Here is a 22478-nt window from a genome sequence, read left to right on the forward strand (position 1 = left end):
GCCCGCGCAGGGGGACTGCGCGGGCCCTCTTTGCTGCGCCCCTACACCCGTCTGCAGCAACCGTTCCGTCGCGTTGGGCGCCGCGGTTCCCCCAACCGCGGCGCCCGGCCCTGAAGGGCAGAGAGCCCGCACCGAAAGGTCGTGCGGGCTCTCCCGCTACTTGTCGCCGTCGCTCTCGTCCTCGCCCTGATCGTCGCCCTCGAGATTCCGGGAAGGGTTCTGATCCAGCGAGAAGCCGGGTGCGACGCCGACCCGCAGCGTCTTGAGGGCGTCGCTTGCATCGGCGCCCGATTGGGTAAGCGTGATCGCCAGCGTGCCGGGGATCACGGTGAGCAGGTAATTGGCCGACAGCGCCAGCGTCCCCTGCCCGATCGCATAGCGGCCGACCTGCTCGCCCGCGGCCCGCGCCAGCGCGCCGCTGAAGCTGTCGCCGCTCACCACCGATCCGCCGGTGACGGCATAGGTGAAGGCGGGATCGGGCTGGCCGAGGAGCTTGGTCATGTCGGCCACCGTCACCGTCACCGCGCGGCGGGTGATGTCGGCGGTCACCGGCGTGCCCGACAGGGTGACGGTGTAGTTCGCCGCGTCCGCGCCCGAGAGCGAGAGGCCGCTTACCTGCACCGTGCGGCCGGTGCCGGCATTGGCATCGGCGAAGCGATAGCTCGCCGTACCGGTTACCGTGTCGCCCGAGATCAGCCCGGTCAGCGCGATCCGGCCGGTGGCGGTGGTGGTGCCGTCATAGGTCCGGCTGTCCGCCGTGGCAGTGGCGCCGATCGCCTTGAGAGAGATCACGGCGCTGCCGCTGGCGGTACCGCTGATCGTGTAGTTGGCCGCATCGGCGCCGTTGAGTGCCAGGCCCGTGGCGGTTGCGGTGCGGGTGCCGGCATTCTTGCTGTCGAAGGCCATGTCGGCGGCAGTGACGCCAACCGTGTCGCCCCCGATCAGACCGCTCAGGCCGAGCGTGCCGGTGGCGGCAGTGGTGCCGTCATAGACCCGCCCGTTCGCCGCCAGCGTGGCGGTGATCGCCTTGGCGAGGATATTGGCCAGCGCGGTCGCGGTAGTGCCGGTCAGCACATAGTTGCCCGCGTCGCCGCCGGACAGGCCGATCCCGCTCGCGGTCACCGTGCGGCCCGTGCCCGCATTCTTGCTGTCGAAGGCCATGCCGGCGCTGGTCGCCGAGACCGTGTCGCCGGCAACCACGCCGTTCAGACCCAGCGTCCCGGTGGCGGCAGTGGTGCCGTCATAGGTCTTGCCGTTGGCCGACAGGGTCGCGGTGATCGCCTTGGCAAGGATGTCCGCCAGTGCCGTCGCGCTGGTGCCGGTCAGCACGTAATTGCCCGCATCCACGCCCGAGAGGCCGATCCCGCTCGCGGTCACCGTGCGGCCCGTGCCGGCATTCTTGCTGTCAAAGGCATAGCTGCCGGTCGCGCTCACCTGGTCGTTGCCGACCAGACCGCCCAGGCTCAGCGAGCCGGTGGCGGCAGTGGTGCCGTCATAGGTCTTGCCATTGGCCGTCAGCGTCGCGGTGATCGCCTTGGCAAGGATGTCCGCCAGCGCCGTCGCGCTGGTGTCAGTCAGCACGTAGTTGCCCGCGTCCGTCCCCGACAGGGTGATCCCGCTGGCCGTGACCGTACGGCCCGTGCCCGCATTCTTGCTGTCAAAGGCATAGCTGCCGGCCGCGCTCACCTGATCATTGCCGATCAGCCCGCCGAGGCCCAGCGAGCCGGTGGCGGCAATGGTGCCGTCATAGGTCTTGCCGTTGGCCGTCAGTGTCGCCGTGATCGCCTTGGCCAGGATCTCCGCCAGCGCAGTCGTGCTGCTGGCCGAAAGGACATAGTTGCCCGCATCAGCGCCCGACAGGGTGATGCCGTTCGCCGTGACGAGATGCGTGCCGGCATTCTTGCCATCAAAGGCCATGCCGGTGCTGTTCGCCGACACCGTGTCGCCCGCGATCAACCCGCTCAGGCCCAGCGTGCCGGTGGCGCCCAGCGTGCCGTCATAGGTCTTGCTGTTGGCGGTCAGGATCGCGCTGATCACGCGCGGATCGATCACCACGGTGCCGGGCACGAAGGTGAAGGTGTAGCCCATCTCCGAGCTCAGCGTGCCGAGCGAGGCATAGGCCGGATAGGTGCCAGCGTCGCTGCCCACACCGGTGATCGCGGCCTGGCCGGTCCAGGCGTTCGCGGCGCTGTCGCCATTGACTAGGCCGGTGATCGTCGTGGTGACGTTCGGCGTGGTGCCGTCATACACCAGGTGCAGGCTCGACGGGGTGACCGTCAGCACCGGGCGATAGCCGTAGACGAAGCGGTTGCCAGCATTCGGCGCCGTTGCGAAGCCGCCGGTGGCGAAGTTGTAGGCGTCGCCATAATAGCTGGTGCCCGCCAGGCCGCCGAAATCGTTGAGCGGATCGGAGATGCCGGGATTGCCGCCGGCCTGGGTGTAGACCAGCCAGCGACCGTTCGATGCGCTCAGCGCGCCCGCCCCGGCCAGGTTAGTGAACCGGCCATCCGAAGCGAGCACGATCGCATCGCCCGAAGCAGCGGAGACGATGCTGCCATTGGAGCTGATTTCCAGCCCGCCATGCGAGGCGATCGTCACTGCGCCGCCATTGCCCTGGACGAGGCCGTCGATCGCCAGCGCGGTGGCGTTGTTGAGCCTCAGGCCATTTGCCGAGAAGGCGGCAAGCGTGCCGATGCGGTTGTCGCCACCCAGCGTCGCCGCGCCGGTCACATTGCCCTGCAGGCGATCGGCGACGATGTACCAGGCATTCTGGGTCAGCCCGCCTGTGACCTGCAGGTCGAGCACGCCGCTCACCTCGACCACGCCGTCGAGGCTTAGGCCCTGGAGGTTGCGCAGGGCGAAGTTGCCGTTGCCGACCGTCACGCTGCCCAGGCTGCCGACCTGCGAGCCGGTTCCGCCATTGTCGAGATTGACGTTGCCGCCCATCGCCACCACGCCGAGCGTGCTGGCCGAGATGCTGGCGGCGTCGATCCCGCCCGCCACCGAGAACGACACGTCGCCGCCAGTGACGGTTCCCACACTGAGGTTGCCGAGGCTGGTGCCGAGGTTGACCACGAAGTGGCCCGACACATTGCCCAGCGTCGTATTGCCCTGGCCGCTGACGTTGATGTGCCCGGCGCTTGTGGTCAGGTCGCCCAGCGTGAGCGTGCCGGCCGGTCCCTGCACCGACAGCGCGCCGACGGCGTCGATGTTGCCGGCCGAGAAGTCCCCAGCCGCCACCGCGATCTGCACCGTCCCACCCTCGATCGCGCCGAGGCTGTCGGCCTGCTGAAGGTTGATCGCGAGATTGCCGTCCGCCTGGATGCTCCTGCCGCCCGCCAGCGACCCGGCGTTGCTGAAGACATTGGTGCCCGCGACCGAAGCCGCATTGGCGGCGCCGAACTGCAGGTCCCCGCCCGCGACGAGCGAGAAGCTGTTGGTGCCGGTGGACGTCAGCGCCGCACTGGCCAGCGTCAGGTTGCTGCCGGCGTTCAACGTGATCGCGTTACCCGCCTGCAGGTTGCCGATGGCGAGCAGGCCATGCGAGGCGTCGATGTCGATCGCGCCGTCAAAGGCCAGGTCGGTCGCGCCGAAGTCGAAATCGCCGGCCGTATCGATGATGGCGAGCGAACCCGCCTTCATGCCGCCGACGGTCAATGCATTGCCCGAGAAGTGACCTGCGGTGACCGTATAGTCGCGGCCGACGCTGAGCGTGTTCGAGATCGCCACCGTGCCGGTGCCGGCATCGATCGTGACGTCGCGGCCCTCGGCCCATTGCAGAGCGACGCCCTGGCCAATGGCGGTGACGTCGCCGGCCGCGATCAACGCCAGTCCGCCGGTGATCGCCCCACCCCGCGCTTCGACACGGATATCGCCCGAGGAATTGAACGACCCCGTGGAATTGAGATCGCCATCGGTGTCGATGATCGTCACATCGCCCAGGCGGGTGGCACCGCCGAACAGCGATGGGCTGAGCGTGAAGGTGCCGAAGTCCGCCGCGGTAAGCGCATAGCTGCCGCCGCTGCTCTGCGCGTCCATGATGCTGAGCAGGCCCGGCGTCGAGACCAGGATGTTGTGTCCGCGCAGCAGATTGATCCCGAGATCGCCCGAGGCGTTCGCGATGCTGACATCGCCCGCGTCGGCGGTGATGCGGTCGAAGACGCCGGTCGCGCTGGTCAGGTTGACCGACACGTTGCCGCCAAGCGAGATCACCGTCGCGCCGCCGGTGAAGCACCCGCAGCCGCCCAGCGTTCCGCCGACCTGGATATCGTTGCCGGCAGCCGCAAGCGTTCCGGCATCGGCGCCTAGCGTGACATTGCCCTGCCCCGTCAGAGTGAAGCCATTGCCGGCGATCGCACCGCGCACCGTGGCTTCGCCGCCCGCCACGAAATCGCTGAGGCCGCCGACCGAGATCTGGTTCATCGCCAGGTCGCCGAACGCACTGACGAACGCCACGCCCGAAACGGTCAGGTTGTCGAGCGTGATCCCGCCATTGGTGCTCGACAGGTCGGCATCACCGCTCGAGCTGAGCGACGCCGCGCGGATCGTCGATCCCACGATCTCGATATACTGGCCGGAAAGGTTGCTGATCGCAGTGGTGTCAACGGTGCTGTCGGCCACCAGATGGATGCCGTTCGCGGTGATCCCGGCGCCGCCCAGCGTCAGGTTGCCGCCACTGGCCTCGAGCAGGAGAACGCCGCCCCGGGCGGAATTGACGAAGATCGAACCCGCCCCGGTGATGGCGGTGGCGTCGCCGGCAAGCGCGGCGAGCGTGTCGATCGACAGATTGCCATGCTGCACCTCGACCCAGGCCGTGTTGGCCTGAACCAGGTCCAGCGCTGCGGAATGGTCGAGGTACACCCGGGCGCCAATCGATCCGAGGATGGAGACAGTGCCGGTGGAACCCGCCGCGCGCTCGAAATAATGGTCGCCGGTGATCGATGCGCTATCGTCCGCGCCAAGCTTCGCTGCGCCGATAACGCTCTGGACGCTAAGGCCGCCGGTGGTGCCGGTGAGCGTCGCCTGGCGCAGCGTGGCGTTGCCGAACAGCGAGTAGACGCTGATGTCGTCGCCCGCGCTGGCGGAACCGACCGTGGCGGCGCCGAACTGGGCCGACACGCTGGCATCCGCGCCGGCCTCGATGCTGCCGGTCACGCTCAGCGCCTGGCTGCTCCGCAGCGTCGCGTTGCCACTGGTCGCGGCGGCCCGGAAGATCGTGAAGCTGCCGCTGGTGGTGGAGACGTCGAGGTCGGTCGCCGCGATCAGCCTGTAGACATCGGCCGAATTGGCCGTGCCGGTCACCGCGCCGGAGAGCGACTGGATCGTGCCGTTGCTGAACAGGCCGGCGACCGAGAAGTCGATATCGCCCACATATTCGAGCGTGTTGCCGCCCATGTCGAGCGGGCCCGTGGCGGTCAGTGCCCAGCTACCGCCGCGCGTCCCACCCGGCGCAAGCGCCGCGCCCGCGAAGTTGCGGCCGGTGAGCGTGTAGTCGTTGGCGACAAGGAGGAAGTCGCGGACGTCGATCGTGCCCGCATTGGCAACCAGCGTGACATTGCCGCCGCTGACGCCGCCAATGCCGATATTGCCGGCGTGGACCTCGACATCGCCGACGGCGCCGAGCTGGACACCGGCAGCGGCATCGAGCGCGCCGCCCGAAACCGTGATCTGGATGTTGCCGAACGCGCCGATCGAGGTCGGCAGGAAGAGGTTGCCCGTGTCCTGCGTGATGCTCAGATTGAGGATGCCGCAACCGCATGGCGAAAGTGCCGCGGCGTTGAAGCCGGTGTGGCTGGCCAGCGTGTAGTTGCCGTTGACGTTCACGCCAGTCGCGTTGACCGAGCCCAGCACCGAGCGCAGCGAAGCGTCGCCGCCCTCTACATCGCCCAGCAGCAGGTCACCGGTATTGACCTGGGCCTGGATCGCCGCCGGGGTGCGCATCGAGATCGCATGATCCATGCTGTTGAGATTGACGGTCGCGCCGCCCGGGCCCGCGTTGATCGTCGCGCTACCCGTCTGGCCGTTGAACAACAGGCTGTTGTTCGCCGCGATGCTCGCCGGGCTGAGCGCACCCAGCGCCACGCTGCCGCCGTTGAACACCATGTTGTGGCCATCGGCTTCGCTGTCATTGCCGCTCGAACCGATCGATGCGGCCGATATCCAGAGCGAATTGGCCGCTCCCGAGGTGACCGCTATGTCGTCGCCGGCCTCGACGGTGAACAGGCTCACCGCGCCATTGTGGCTGGTTACCGACACATCGCCATCGGCCGCGATCGCGCCGCTGATGACGATGATGCTGTCCGCCTCGAGCGAAAGGTCACCGGCCGCGGTGACGGTGGGCGAGCCGATGGTCAGGCTGCCGCCGCCGGTGACGGTGACGTTCGCGTTGCCCGGGCTGTTGAGCGCGGTCAGGACGAGGTCGCCGACATTGTTGATGCCGATGTCGCCGGCCATGGTGCTCAGCGAGAGCGTGCCGAAACGGTTGTTGCCCAGCAGGCTGATGCCGGTCTGCGCCGAAAGCGTGGCCGCGCTCGTGGTGATGACCCCGCCCGACTGGGTGATCTGGCCGCCGGTCGAAGTCAGCTGGACGGCGTCGGCGACGATATCCGCGGTGATGTCAAAATCGGCTGCCTGCGAGAAGCTGAACAGCGTCGGATCGATCAGGCCGAGGCGCAGGATGTCCTGGTTGGTGAGGACGACGTCGCCGATCGCCTGGATGTTGAGCGTGCCGGTGTGCAGCACGCCGGTGCCGCTGTTCTGGATCGCCGGCCCCGACGCCAGCGTGCTGATCAGCGAGATGCTGTGGTTGCGATCGGTCGTGACATCGCCAGCGATGGTCAGCGAACGATCGGTCGCGACCGCGATATCACCGTTCGTGGCGGTGATCGTGCCCAGCGCCGAGATATGATTGGCGCCGGTCAGCAGGAAGTCGCCGGTAGCCATGCCCTGGATGTTCGCGGCGGTGATGGTCGAACCGCTGGCCTGGGTGACCGAACCGTTGGCGGCGCTGAGGAATACACCGCCCCCACCGCCCGCCTGGACGACTCCGGTGAGATCCACCGACGCGGCGCCGAGCCCGATATAGCCGCTGCCGGTCAGGATATCGCCGAAATGGCCGACAGTGTCGGTGCCGAAGTTCAGGCTGATGTCGCCGGTGATGTTCTGGGCGCTGATCGTGCCGCTGATGTCGCTGTGCGCGCCGGAGGCGGTGATCCCGTTGTACGCACGAAGGTACAGATCGCCGTCCACCACCGCATTGTTCAGGTAGATGCCGCCAACCGAGGTGGTGACGCTGGCATTGCCGTTGAAGTTGAAATTGAGCTCAAGCTGGCTCGCCAGGGTGGTGATGCTGCTCAGCGTCGCCGTGCCGGCGCTGCCGGTGTTGCTGAGGCTGATCATCTGCGCCCGCAGCGCGCCGTTCGAGCCCATCCCGAGCGCGAAGTCGGTCGCCAGGCCCGAGCGGACAAAGGCGATGCTGTTGTTGGCGTTGATATAGCCGGTGATCGCGGTCTGGCCGACCGCCAGCGAGATATTGTCGCCGGACAGATAGCCGAGGCGGCCGATCTCGTTGTTGCCAAGCAGCTCAATGTCGCCGCTGCCGGCATCGACATTCAGCAGGCTGGCCGCGACCGCATCCGCGGTGATCCGCCCGACGGTCAGGTCTACCGTTCCGTTCTCGGCAGAGATCAGCGTGGCGCCGAGGACGTTCGAGCTGGTGGTGAGCGTGATGTCGCCACCCTGCGACTTCAGATAGTCGATATAGTTGAAGGTGCCACCGAGCAGCTGGATATTGTCCGCCGCCATGACGTTGAGGTGATCGGTAGCGAAAAGGCCGCCGGGGTTGCTGACACCGCCGGTCAGCGAAAGCAGACTGAGCGTGCTGGTGTTGACGGTGCCCCAGAGTTCGATGTCACCGCTGTTGATGAAGACGAAGCTTCCGGCAGTGATCGTACCCAGCCTGCCGACGGCATTGTACGACTGCAGGTTCGCATTGGCTGCATTCACCTCGAGCGTCTGCGCGGTGATCTTGCCGCCGGTCTGGGTGATCGAGCCGCCATTCAGCGAGACGGTGGTGCCTGCGGTGATGTCGTCAATCAGCTGATAGGCGGTGGCGCCGTTGTAGGTCAGCTCGGTGCCGGCACTGAGCGCACCGACGCTGTCGATCGCATTGCCCTGGTTGAGCGAGAGCGAGCCATGCGCCGAGGCGGTGAGCGAACCGCCGTTCATCGCGTTCGACTGCCAGATATTGCCGTTCAGCGAGGTCAGGTCGATCGCGCCGGTGGTGCCGGCATCGACGCCGGCGATGGTGAAGGTGCCGTCGTTGACGAAGCTGACGTTGTCGCCGCCCAGCCAGACGTCGCCGCCCGAATTGACCAGGTTGGCCGCATCGAGCGTGACGTCGCCGGCTGCGTTGACGTAGAGCCAGCCCGCGTTGATCCGCCCGCCTGTCTGGTCGACCGCGCCGCCGGCATCCAGGCTCAAATAGCTGCTGGTATCGATATTCCCGGTCAGGGCGACCGCGTCGAGGCTCTTGATGATGACGTCGCCAAAGCTGCTGCTCAGCGTACCGAGGGCGGCGATATGGTTGGCGGCGCCGTCCAGCGTCACGCTGCCATAGCCGCTGGCATTGAGCAGGTTGGCAGTGATCACGCCCGAGGTCTGGCGCACGAAGCCGCCATTCGCGGTGCCGCCCAGCGTGACGGTGTCGCCGGTGATGTCGCCCTGGATATCGAGCAGGCTCGACAGGATCGAAACGTTGCCGGTGATCGTGGTCGCCCCGTAGACATAGCTCAGATTGCCGGTGATCGAGATGCCGGTCGCCGCCTGAAGCGTGACGCCGCCGCTGTTGACCGCGCCGCCCGCCATCGAGATCGAGCCGTTCTGGCTGGTCAGGAAGGTCTGGAACATCCCGTTCTGGATCGCGCCGGCAATCGTGAAGCTGCCGTCGTTGACGAACTCGAACTGGTAGCCGTTGAACCCGCCGATCGAATTGACGTGGTTGGCGGTGTTCAGGAAGACACCGCCCCCGATCGGGTTCACGGTCAGGAGGTTGGCGGTGATGTTGCCGCCGCTGATGTCGCCGCCATTGTTGATCGTGACATTGTGGCTGCCGGCGTCGATCGCGTCGATCTGCAGCGCCACGCCGTTGCGCAGGCTGAGGTCCGAGCCGGTCGCGATCAGGCCGATGCGGCTGATCTGGTTGCCTGTGTTGTCGAGCACGACATTGGTGCCCGTGGCGGAGAAGGTGCCCGCGAGGATCGAGGTGCCGGCGAGCTGGGTGACCGCGCCGCCATCCGAGATCATCTCGACGATGTGGCCGGCCGCGCTGATGTTGCCGAGCTCGAAATCGCCGGTGTTGCGGAAACGCAGGTCCTTGCCGCTTGAGTTGAGGATCGCCTGTGCGACGTCGTTATGGCCGAGCAGGCTGATGCCGTTGGCCGCGGTCCCGCCGCTCGTCGCATGGAGCTGGCTGGTCTCGATCACGCCGGTGGCGGCGATCTGGGTGATGTTGCCGCCCGCGGTGAGCTTCACCAGCGTGGGCGCGGTGATCGTGCCGGTGAGGCTCAGATTGCCGGCGGTGTTGAAGGTGAAGCTGCCGTCGGTGGCGACGTTCCCGACCGCGCCGATCGTGTTGGCCTGATCGAGCACGATATCGCCGTCGAGCGAGGTCGCGGACAGCGACCCGGCCGAGATGGCGACGGTCTGGGCAATGCCGCCGCTGTCCGAGGTGAGCGAGAGCTGGCCCGCCGCGCTGACCGGGCCGAGCAGGATCGCGTTCGCCGAATGGAAACTGATACCGCCGCTGGTCGAGACCAGCTCGCTGGTCACCAGAGGCTCGATGTCGTTGGCGCTGTCGAGCGTGATGTTGCCGTTCGCGTGCGCGACCATGTTGCCGGTGGTGATCACCCCGCCCTGCTGAACGATCGCGCCGTTGTTCGAATAGAGCAGGACCATCTGGGTGGGCGCGCTGATGTCCTCGGTAAGGACCAGATCGCCGGCATTGGTGAGCGTGATGCTGCCAAGCGCACCAACATTGCGGACCTCGCCGAAGCGGGCGATCGAATTGGCCCGGTTCAGGTTGATGCCGGCATAGGCAGTCAGCGTGGCGGTGCCGCCCACCGTCATCGTGGTGCCGAGGTTCTGGCCGATGATCCTGCTGTCCGACAGCAGCGTGAGGTCGCCGCCCACGCTGAGGTTCGACAGGATGAGCTCGCCATAGTTGCGCAGGCGCAGATTGCCGGTGGTGGTGCTCAGGTCGCCCAGGGCATCGAAATTGTTGGCGCCGAACAGGTCCAGCCCGGTGCTCGCATGGGCCGAGAGGCTCGCCGTCAGGATCGCGCCCACGCTCTGGGTGATCGCGCCCGTGGTGGAATTGAGCGTGACCGAGCTGCCGACCAGGCTGCCGGCAAGGCCGTAATCGCCGTGCCCGGTATAGCTGATCGCGCCGCTCGTGCTCAGGCCGCCCAGCTGCACGAGCTGGTTCTCGCCGGTCAGCGTGATGTCGCCGGTCGCGTTGGCGTTCAGAATGCGCCCGGTGATGATGCCCGCATTCTGCGTGATCGAGCCCGCGCCTGCGCTCAGCCGGACATCGCCCGCATTCCCGGCGGTGATGTTGCCGGCCAGCACGATGCCGCTGGTGCCGGTATAGGTGATGTCGCCCGACTGGGTCGTCAGGCCATAGATCGTCCCGATGGTGTTGGCGGAACCTTGCAGGTTGATCAGATTGACCGCGTCCACCTCGAGCCCGCCGGCCGTGACCGAACCGCCGAACTGGGTGATGCTCGCGTCCGAGCTGAGCGACAGGCGGCCCGTGCCGATATTGATGTTGCCACTCAGATCGAAGCTCGAGCTCGAGCGGAAAGCAGCATCGCCGCCCGCCGTGATATTGCCGATCTCACCGATGCGGCCACCCAGGCCAATGCCGCCGCTCGCCGAGGCACTGAGCGTGTCCACGTCGAGATAGTCGCCCAGGCTGCCGATGCTGCCATTGGTGACGGTCAGCGAGACGTTGCCGCCAACCACATCGCCGAACCGGGTGTTGCCATCCGAAACGACGTCGATGTTGCCGCTGGCCCAGGTGATGAGGCCGGAAACGTCGCCGAGCTGGTTGGTGGCACTCGTCAGCGAGATATTGCCCGCGCGAACTTCGAGGAAATTGCCGGCGGTGTAGACGATCTTGCCGGCGCCCTGGGTGACGTCGCCCTGGCTCCACAGCTCTAGATAGGGCGAGCTGATCGTACCGGTCAGGTTGAGGCTGTCCTGGCTGTAGATCTGGGCAGCCGCGCTGATGTCGCCGATGCCGGTGATGTGGTTGTAGGTCCCGCCGCTGCCGCGCAGATCATAGACCTGCCCACCGCTCAGGTTGAGCCTGCCCGAGGTGACGATGCCGCCGGTCTGGTTGACAGAGGCAGTCGCGCCGATCGTCGCGAGCGACAGCGTCTGGCCGTTCAGCGCGTTGATGTCACCGGTGATGTTGAAGCTGTCGGCATCGGTATAGGCGATACCACCGCTGACCGCGCTGGCCAGCCCGGTGACGTTGACGACATTGTTGGTCGCGCTGGTCAGCGCCAGGCCGAGATTGGCATTGGCGCGGAAGTTGGTGGCCGTGATCCCGCCGCTGCTCTGCGTGATCGAGCGCGTGCCGCTGAGCGAGACATTCTGGCCCGCCGCCGCGACATTGCCGTTCAGCGCCAGATCGCGCGTGGTCGCGAAGACGATGCCGCCGCTGGTGCTGTTGCTCAGTCCGCCGACGGCGTCGATCGTGTTGCCCGCGTTGCTGAAGTCGATGCCGGTGGCGGCGCTGAGCGTCACGCTGGTGGCGTCCACCGCGACGGACTGGGTGATCGCGCCGGTATCGGAGATCAGCGTCAGCGCGCCGCGGCCGTTGTAGAATCTGAAGTCGCTGTTCGCCTCGATGCTGCCCTGGTTGCGGAAGGCGATGCTGGTGCCGCCCGAGCTGAGGTAATTGCCGATTGCGCCGACCTGGTTCGCGCCGATCAGGCTGATGTCGCCGCCAATGGCCGAGATGTACTTGGCAATGATCCGCCCGCCGGTCTGGGTGATCGCACCATCGGTGGACAGACCGATGCCGCTATTGGCGCCCGTGGTGATCGTGCCGGCGCTCTGGTTGAGCGCGTACCCGCTGAGTTCGATGCCGCCAGCCGCGGTGATGTCGCCGACGATGTTGAGGTTGGAACTGGACGCGTTGATCTGGACGTTGCTGCCGCTCTCAACCGTGTCGAGCGTATTGAGGTTCGTGAAATTGAGATAGAAATAGTCCTGGGCACTGCCGGTAAGCCGGTCCGCGCTGACATAGCCCGTGCCGTTGACCGCGCCGCCCGCATGGAGCGCCAGCGTGCCGCCCACGCTGCCGCCGGCCATCACGATGTCGCCCGGGCTGTTCACGGTCAGCGAGCCGCCGACCGACATGCCCGAGGCGATCGTGGTGGCAAGCGTCGAGCGCAGCGTCGCGTCGCCGGTGACGTTCAGCCCGAAGGTGCCGACGACATTGGCGTTGTCGAGCACGACCGAGGCGTTGGGCGCGGTGGTCGCGACGTCGAGCCGGTTCGCGGTGATCACATTGCCGGTCGCCTGGCTGAGCCCGTCTTCCGCGGTGATCGAGACGGTCTGGCCGGTGGCGGTGATGTCGCCTTCCAGCGTGACATTGCCGAGCAGGTTGAGCGCGATGCCGCCGCTGCCGCTGTTGGTGATCGTGCCGAGATGGTTGGCGGCGATCTGCCCGCCGGCGCCGGCACCCGAATAGATGCCGTTAACGGCGGAAAGGGTCAGCGTGTCGGCCGAGGACGAGCCGGCGCCGGTGAAATTGATGTTGCCGCCCGAGGTGATCGTCGCGGCGCCGGTGGCGTTCAGCCGGAGGTTGAGGTCGCCATAGGACAGGAAGCTGCCGCTGCCCATCGCGATATTGGCCTGCCCGCCGACGATGTTGATGACATTGCCCATGTCGAGCGTGCCGGCAGTGTTCAGGTTCAGATCATAGGTGTTGATCACCCCACCCGGGCCCTGGGTGATACCGGCGGCATTGGTGATCGTGGTGGTGCCGCTGACCAGGATGTTGCCGTTCAGGCCGAGCACCCCGGTGGACAGGTTCGAATTGGCCGTGAAGTCGCCGCCGTCGATCCAGATCGAATCGAGATTATCGAGCGCGTTGCCGGCGCCCAGCGTGGCGCTGCCGTTCATCAGGCGGAGCCGCAGATATCCGCCGGTGATCGTGCCGCTATCCTGGACCAGCGCGCCGTTGCCGACGAAGAAATAGACATATTGGCCCGGCGCGGTCACGTCGCCGGCGAGGTGCATGTCGACGTCGGAGGCGATGGCGATCCCGACATTGCTGGCGTTGCTGCTGTTGGTCAGGCCATCGATCGTGTGGATCTGGTTGCCGATCTGGCTGAGCACCAGCCCATCGACCGCCGAAGCGGTGAGGTGGTTGGCGATGACGGTGCCGCTGTTCTGGCGGATCGCGCCGGCATCGGCGATAAGCGTGACATGGTCGCCGCGCACATTGCCCGCGATCTGGAAGCCATTGATGTCGTGGAAGCTCACGTCACCGTCGGCGGTGAGCGCACCCAGCGTAGCGACGTCGTTGGCAGCACCCAGCGTGATCGCGCCGGTAGCGCCGCCCGCGGTGGCATAGAGCGAGATGGCGGTGAGCGTGCCGTTGCTCTGGGTGATCGCACCCTGGGCGCCGAGCGTCAGCCTGCCGCCGACAGCGATGGTGTTGAGCAGGCTGAGCGAGGTGCTGCTCGTCGTGATCGTGGCGTCGCCCGAGGCGCTGACGGCGCCGAGATAGATGAAGCTGTTGGCGGCATTGCCGAAGCTGACGGCGCCATGCTCGGCCACCGCGGACAGCGAGGAGGCGGCTATGGCGCCCGTCGAGGTGATCGAGCCATTGTCCGAAGTCAGAGCAAGGGTGCTGCCCGAGGTGTAGCCGCCCAGCGCATCGAGATCGATCGACCCGGCATTGCGCAGGATAAGGCCGCCGTTCGTGGCCGTGGAGACGCTGCTCCCGGTGCTGTTGAAGCTGTTCGCCCCGTTGAAGGTGATCGCGTAGCCGCTCAGCGCGATGGTGTTTGCGACGATCCGGGCGTTGCCGACCTGGCTCAGGTTGCCGCTGCCGGTGAGATGGACGTCGTTGCCGGTGATCGTGCCGTCGAACTGCGAGATTCCGCCCGCACTCGCCCGCAGGTCCACGGTGCCCAGCGTGCCGGAGCCGGCAGTGACGTCGCCGGAAATCTGGAAGCTGTTCGCGTCGGTAAGCAGGACATTGCCGGACGTGGTGACCAGCTTGCTGACGCTGTTCACGTCGGAATTGAAGGTGAGATCGATCGCCCCGCCAGCGGTGAGCGACAGGTCGCCCGCCCGGATATACGATCCGAGCACGCCACCCGCCGTGGTGACGACCGCATTGCCGGTGGTGCTGACGGTGAGGTCGAGCGTGGAGGTACCGGCATTGTTGAAGGTGACGGTGCCGCCACCCTGGGACGTGCCGCCGAAGCTGCTGAGACTGTTGTTCCTGGCGAGCGTGATGCTGCCGGCCGCGCCGGTGAGCACGGTGTTGCCGGTCAGGATGCCGCCGCTCTGGGTGATCGAGCCAGTATTGGCGATCAGGCTGGCGGCGAAGAAGTTGCTCGTCGCGGTCAGGTCGATGCTGCCATCGCCGACCAGGGTGAAGCCGCTGGTGACCGAGGACGCGCCCAGCTTGATGTCGCCGGCGGTGTAGACCGTGGCGTTGGTCGCGGAAACGGTGAGCGTGTCGGCGTCGATCTTGCCGTGCGGCGTGGTGACGATGCCGACGGTGGTGGTGCCGGTGGTGATGTTGCCGCCGCTGGCGAGCGCGACGGTACCCGGCGCGGTGATGTCACCCTCGATGGCGAAGCCGTTGGTGTCGGAGATCCGGATGTCGCCGGCTGCAGTGATGAGCCCGTCGAGCGCTGTGAAGTTGTTGGCATAGGTCAGATTGATGCCGGTGGCGGCGTTCGCGATCAGCGTGGCAGCGGTAATGGCGTCGGTCTGGCCGATGCTGCCCGTGTCCGAGGTCAGCGTTAGCGTGCCGAAGGGGGTCGACGTGGTCGGCAGAAGGATGCTGCCGAGGTTGCGGATCGTGACGGTCGCGCCATTGCCATGGCCGACTTCGGTCAGCGTGCCGAAATTGTTCGCGCCGCCGAGCAGCAGATTGCCGCTGGTGCCGGCCGCGAACCGGTCGGCGGTGATCACGCCCGCAGTCTGGTTGATCCCCTGGGTGGCGTGGAGGATGACGCCACCGCCGGTGATGTTGCCCGTCAGCCCCATCGTGCTGTCGGTGAAGATGTTGATGTCGGTGCCGCCGGTGCTCTTGGCGGTCAGATCGCCAAGGCTGCGGATCCGGTTGTTGCCATAAGTGAAGGTCAGGCTGCCGTTGGTGGCAGTGGCGCTCAGCCTGTCGGCATCGATCGGGCCGCCGATGATGTTGCCGGTATCGGAGATCAGCGTGGTGTAGTGGTTGCTGCCGGCCTGGTTGGCGGACCCGCTCATGTCGATCGTGCCGACCGCGCGCAGCGTCAGGTCGTGGGTGACCGTGTAGATGCTGATCGAGGGGATTTCGTTCGCGCCGAGCAGCGACACGTCGGTAGCGCGGAAGCTCAGGCCGTAGTCGCCGGCCACCACCTTGGCACTGGCGTCCTGCGTGACCGACTGGGCGGCATCGAGCTCGACGCTGTAACCGCTGATCGTGCCGCTGTACTGCAGGAGTGAGCCACCACTCGAGTTCAGGCGGACATAGTTGGTCCCGCCGCCTGCGGTGACATCGCCGTCGAGGTTGATGTCGGCCTGGTTCTCGATGTCGATCGAGCCCGCCGACGAGGTCAGATAGCGATAGCTGCCGACATTGATGGTGACGGTCTGGTCGCTCAGATAGACACCACTGGCCGCGTTGATCCCCACCGAATTGGCGATCACGCTGTCGTTGTTGCCGGCGATGCCGCCGGCATCGACGGTCAGGTCGCCGGTGGTGTCGATCTTGAAGAAGACATCGGCGTTGCCGGTGAGATTGATGTCGCCGCCGTTGCTCGAACTCGCCCAGATAATCGCGTTGCCGGTGCTGTCGAGCGTGATGTTGTCGCGCGCGGTGGCGGTGACCTTGTTGGCCGAGATGGTGCCGCTGGGGCCGTGCCCGATCGTGCCGAAATTCGCTTTCAGCGTCGCGTCGCCGCCATTGGTGTTGAGCAGGCCGGCAACGGTGAGATTGCCATCGGTGTCGATCGCGAAATTGCCGTTGGTGGTGACGGTGCCGAGCTGGATGTTGCCGCCCGCGACCATGTTGGCGCTGGTCGCCGAGACGTTGAGCAGGCCGCCCGCGATGACCAGCCCGCCAGTGCCGGTGCTGATCGCCCCGCCCGAAGTGAGCGAGAGCGCACCCGCCGCGCGAACCTGGCCGGTAAGGTCGAAGGCATCGGCATCGACGAGGGTGACGTTGCCACCAGTGCTGCGGATCGCGCCGAGATGGTCGAAGTCGTTGCCGGCCTGATCGAGGACGATGTCGCCAGCCGCATTGGCCTTGAGCGTGCCGGCGGTGATGTAGCCGCCATTGATGCTGGTCTGGCTGATCCCGCCGGTGTCCGAGGTCAGGTCGACAGTCGCGCCGGCGCCCCGGACCAGATAGTCGAACACGATGTCGCCGACATTGCGGATCGTGATGTCGTGATAGGTCCCGCTGGAATCCTTATCGGTGTTGAGCCCGCCGAACACATCGACCTGGTTCGCGCCGGTCAGCAAAATGGCGCCGTCGGTAGTGACGTTGAGCCGGGCCGCGTCGATGATGCCGCCAGTCTGGGTGAGTGAACCGTTCTCCGAGCCCAGGCCCACATTGTAGCCGGTGATGTTCCCGGTCAGCGTCATGTCGCCGTTGAAGGTCCACAGGAAAACCGAGTTGGCGCTGACATTGCCCACCGAGGCGATGGCGCCGGAAAGATTGACGGACCCCACGCCCGACGCGGTCAGGCGCGAAGTGCTGATGCCGGAGTTGGTGCTGAAGATGCCGCTCGTATCCGAGATCAGCGTGAGCGCGCCACCGCCGCGATAGGAATAGCTGGCGAAGCCCGGGCTGAGATCGATGAGCCCCAGGTTGTGCAGCGTCAGGTCGCCGCCGATGTCCAGGCCCGTGATCTTGGTGAAGTCGTTGGCCCCACCCAGCGTCGTGGTGCCGCCGCTGGTCAGCGACAGGTCGGTGGTGTGCAGGCTCGCGCCGGTGCCCTGGCTGATCGTGGTGCTGGCATCGAGCGCCATCGTGGCGGCGGTGAGCGTCGTTCCCGCACCCTGCGTGAGTGCGCCGCTGTTCGAGGTAAGCGTCAGGCTGTTGCCGGTCGCGTCGATCGACTGGCTGATATTGAGGTCACCGCCATTGGTGAAGGCGATCGCCCCGCCCGCGCTCAGCGTGCCGAGATTGGTGATCGCGTTGGCGCTCGTCGCGCTGATCCCGGCGGTCGCCGACAGGTTCAGCGTATCGGCGGTAATCACGCCGCCGGTCTGGTTGATCGCGCCCAATTGGTCGGCAATCGTCACCGTCTGGCCGGTGGCGGTGATATTTCCGGCCAGCGTGGTGCCGTAGCCACCGTTGTTGGTGAAGATGCGGATTCCGCCGCTCGTCGTGTTGGTGACGGTGCCGAGCGCGATGATGTTGTTACCGCCGTAGAGAACGCCCGGCAGGTCGATGCCGGTGACGGCGCTCAGGTTGAGCGTGTTGTATGCGTAGACATAGCTCGACCCGTCCTGGGTGATCGCGCCGCCCGAGGTCAGCGAGATCGTGTTGCCCGTGAGGCCCTGCCAGATTTGGAGGTCGCCTACGGTGTTGATCGTGACGCTGTTGCCCTGCGTCTGGAGCAGGCGCGCGAACTGGTTCGCCCGGGTGAAGGTGACCGTGTCGCCCTGTGCCCCGAAAGCGCCGGCGCTGATGATGCCCGCGCTCTGCGTGATCGCGCCGCTGCCGCCGGCACGCAATATGATACCCCCGGCGCCGGCGGTGAGGTTGCCCGCCACGTCGAAGCCGTCTGCATCCTGATACTGGGTATCGTAATCGGTGTTGGTGATCCCGCCGATCGCCGCGACATTGTTGTTGGTGCTGCCCAGCTCGGTATAGCCCGCGGCGCTCAGGAAAAGCTGGTTCGCGCGGAGGTAGATGCCGGCGCCGGTGTTCTGGGTGATGCCACCGGTGTTCGAGGTCAGCCGGAGCGTGCCGCCCGTGGCATCGACGCGGCCGTTGAGAATGATGTTGCCGTCGTTGCGGAAGGTGATGTTGTGGCCGCTGGTGAACAGGTTGGCGTTGAGCCCGCCCACCGTGGTGATCGCATTCGCCTGATCGAGCGTGATGTTGTTGTTGGCGGTGGCGTATAGCGTACCGGCGGTGATCCTGGTGCCGGCGTTCTGGGTGATCCCGCCATTCATGGCGAGCAGAGTCACATTCGTGGCGGTGATGTCGCCGGTCAGGGCGAACCCGGGAAGATCGGTGCCGATCTCGATGTCGCCGCTCGCCGTCAACGTGCCGAGCGAGCCGATCAGATGGCCGCCCCCGCCGAGCAGGATCGACCCGTTCAGCGCCGTGGCGGTTAGCTTCGAGGTGGTGACGATATTGCCGGCAGAGATGTCGCCGGTGTCCGATGTCACGGTCAGCGCGCCGACCACGGTGGCGCCGCCGCCGGTCGTCGGATCGAGATCGATGCTGCCCAGGTTGCGCAGCGTCAGGTCGCCGCCCACCGAGAGGTCGGCGATGCTGGTGAAGGCGTTGGCCTCGCCCAGCGCCACATTGCCGCTGCTGGTGATCGACAGCGCGCCACCGTCCAGCGTCGCGCCGCTGGCCTGGGTGATCGCGGCGGCGCCGCTCAGCTTGATGATGTCGCCGGTGATCGTGCCCGAATTCTGCAGGATGCTCCCGCCTGACCTCAGGCTGACGGTGTTGCCCGTGCCGCCCGCGGTGACGTCGCCGTCGAGATTGATGTCGCCGGCGATGTCGATGCTGACCAGGCCATCGCCAGCGGCGAGGTGGCTGAAGCTGTCGATATCGATCGTGACGCCCGTGTTGACCAGGCTGATCCCGGTGCCTGCGGTGATCGACACCGTGTTCGCGACCACGTCGCCGCTATTATACGCCTGCCCGCCGGCATCGACGGTGAGTGCGCCGTTGGTGACGGCCTGGAAGCCGACGTCATTATTGCCGCTGAGATGGATGGCGCCGCCGCCACTCGAGTTCGCCCAGAAATTGGCGTAGCCGGAGCCGACAAGGGAGATCGCCCCGGTGGCGTCCGCCATCGTCAACCAGGCCGAGATCGTGCCGCCATTGCTGGTGATCGAGCCGTTGGACGTGGACAGGATCAGGTTGCTGGCGCCGGTGGCGATCGCGCCGGTCAGCTCGATGTTACCGTTGCTGCCCAGGTAGAAATTGCCGCCGCCGGTGCTGATATCGCCCAGCTTGATGTTGCCGGTCACATCGAAGCTGGCGCCGCCGAGCGCGGTCACTTCCAGCGTGCCAGCGGAAAGATGGCCGGAATTGGTGTTGATTGCCCCGCTCGTACCGAGCTGGACAAGCCCCGGCGCGCTGATGTCGCCAGCGATATCGAATCCATCCCCCTCGACAAACATGATGTCGCCGCTGGTGGTGCTGAGCCCGCCCACGGTGGTGACCGTGTTGCCAACGCCGCCGCCATCGAGCCGCAGTCCGGTCGCCGCCTGCGCGATCAGCGTGCCCGCATAGATGCCGCTGCCCTGGCGGATGCTGCCGGCGTCTGAAATCAGCGTCAGCGTGCCGACGGTGATGCCATAGCTGTTATAGCGGAAGTCGCCGATCGAGCGGATCGTGACGTCCTTGCCGGCGCCCGAGGTGAGGTACGGATCCTGATAGCCGAGATTGTTCGCGCCGCGCAGCAGCAGGTCGGTGGTTGCATGCGCTTCGAGATAATTGCTGGTGTTGACGCTGGCGCTGGCATGCTGGTCGATCGCTCCAGCCGTGGCATTAAGCGTGACGTCGTTGCCGGAGATCGTCGTGCCGGCACCCTGGCCGATCGACGTCCCGGACAGGCTGATATTGGTTCCCGCGACGACGTTGCCCGTCACCGAGAGCGCGCGGTTGGACGTGATTCCAATCATGCCGCCGGCGGTCACGGCGCCCAGCGAGTCGAGCGCGCCCGAAAGGCCTATCGATCCCCAGGCCGAAGCGGTGATGCGCGATGCGGCGATGGCATTGGGGCTGATGATATCGCCGTTATCGGACGTCAGGTTGAGCTGGCCGCCCGCGGTGTAGCCACCGCTCGACACCGGGGTGAGGTTGATCGTGCCGGCATTGCGCAGCGTCAGGTCGCCGCCAACGTGCAGGTCCTGGAGGCTGGTGAAGCTGTTCGCGCTGCCCAGCGTCGCGGTACCGCCGCTGGTGAGCGACAAGCCACCCGTCTGGACGAAGGCGCCGTTGGTCTGGGTGATCGTGCTGTCGGCGTCGAATATGATCGCGCTGGCGGTAATGCTGCCGGAGGACTGCTGGATCGCGCCGCTCCGCGAAGTGAAGCTCGCGGTGCCGCCATTCGCCTGCATGACGCCGCCGAGCCGGAGCACGCCGTCCATCGCGAGCGTGATGTTGCCGTTGGCCTGCAGGTCCCCGAACGCGGCGTCGCCGCCGTCGGAGCTGAGGTTGATCGCGCCGCCCGCGGTCACGTGCAGACCTCCGGCGATCAGGGCGTTCGTGCCCGAAGACGTCGCATCGCCCCCGACGGTGAACCGCGCGCTCGAGAAGGTGTTCACCTTGAAGTCGAGATTGCCGGTCGCGTTGACCGTGATGTTCTCGCCATCGGCGGAATTGGCCGTAAGGCTGGTGAAGCTGTTGGCCCCACGCAGGTCGATCTCACCAGCGGCATTGGCGACGACGGCGCCCCCGCCGGAGATGAAGCCACCGGTCTCGCGGATCGCGCCGCTATCCGCGGTGAGCGAGAGCTGGCTGCCAAGATTCATGGCGAATTCGTTCGACAGCGTGATGCCGCCGGTCGCGTGGACCGTCACCGCGCCGTTGGACATACCGCTGCCGAGATTGGCGTCGCCATTGACCTTGAACGAGCCGCCGCCGCCCAGGAACAGCTCCAGGCTGGATGCGGTGATCGAGCCGGTCGTGGTGTCCATGAAGCCGCGCACGCCGAGCGTGACCCTGCCGGGCGCACTGATCGCGCCGGTGAGGATGACTCCGTCCTCGTCGCCGAGATAGGTGAGATTGCCACCGTCGGTGGTGAGCGCCCCCAGCTTGTCGACTTTGTTCGCGTCGAACGAGTTGAAGTTGATGCCGGTATGCGCGCTAGCCGTGACCGTGTCCGCCGTGATCACGCCGGCGTACTGCCTGATATCGGTATTGTCGCTGTGGAGATTGACGGTGGCGCCGGTCTCGCCGACGTCGCCGCGCAACAGCACGTTCTCGGACGCGACGAAGTCAACCTTGGGGCCTGCGATCGCCCCGCCGATCGTCGTGACGTGCCCCTCGCCGGTGCCCGAAACCGGAGCCGCCGCAGCAGCGCCGTTCACGATATTGTGGTTGGCGCCGAGCACGATCGCGCCGGTCTCGTCCATCGTCGCGTCGGACGCGGTGATCGTGCCGGTGTTCATGACGCTGGCCACCAGGCCCGACTTCGAGACCGCCGCGACGAACACGCGGTTGCCGCTGATGTCGCCACCCAGGCTGATCGCATCGGAGCCGGACGTGCCGGCGCCGTCCGCGCCACTCGCGACCTCGAAGCTGAGCAGGTCCATGTCGTCGGTCGCGGTCTGCCGGAAGCTGATCTGGTATTTGGACGCCGAGCCAACGAGCACATTGCCGCCGTCCTGCGCCGAGATGCTCGATCCCGCCTCGGTGGTGACCACCGGCGCCACCAGCGCAATCGCGCCGCCATGGCTGGTGATCTGCGCGCCGTTCTGCACGGTGATGTTGCCGGTCCCCGCCCCGGTGAAGCCGAAGCTGGTCGAGCTGCCGTCGAGGAAGCCGCCCGCGCTGCCGTCAGTCGCACGGTCCAGCCCCGCCGTCGTGACGAGCAGGCCGCCGGTGCTGATCCGGGCGTTGGCGCCGATCACCACGCCATTGGCGTTGTAGATCCAGATATTGCCGCCCACCGCGCCGCCGGTGGAGCCGATCGTGCCGTTCAGATTGCCGTTGATCGTGCTGCCCGCGCCGCCCACGCGGTTGAGCACGATGTCGCTGCGATTGGCGAAGACGAAGTTGGCCGTGTCGCCCGAATTGATGTCGAACTTGTCCCAGTCGATCACCGTACGCGATCCGCCCAGCGTCACTGTGGTGGTGTTGGGAACCGACTGGTCGATGGTCGGCGTCGTGCCGTTGCTCTGCGCGGGCGTGGCGCCCTGGACGAGCTGCGCTTGCGCGGGTGCCGCCCAGACCGCGGCGAGCGCGAGCGCGCCGAATGCCGAGGTCGTGAACAGGCGGCGATTGGAGCGGCGGCGGGGAGCGGACATCT

General features: G+C 66.6%; 1 protein-coding gene. It reads right to left on the minus strand.

The window, feature by feature from the left end:
* Positions 1–156: 156 nt before the first annotated feature.
* A complete protein-coding gene (locus HNP52_RS19280; RefSeq protein ID WP_184169422.1) occupies positions 157–22476 on the minus strand; it encodes a YDG domain-containing protein in 22320 nt (7439 codons plus the stop codon).
* Positions 22477–22478: the final 2 nt, after the last annotated feature.

Source organism: Sphingomonas kyeonggiensis (assembly GCF_014204495.1).
Classification (GTDB): Bacteria; Pseudomonadota; Alphaproteobacteria; order Sphingomonadales; family Sphingomonadaceae; genus Sphingomonas; species Sphingomonas kyeonggiensis_A.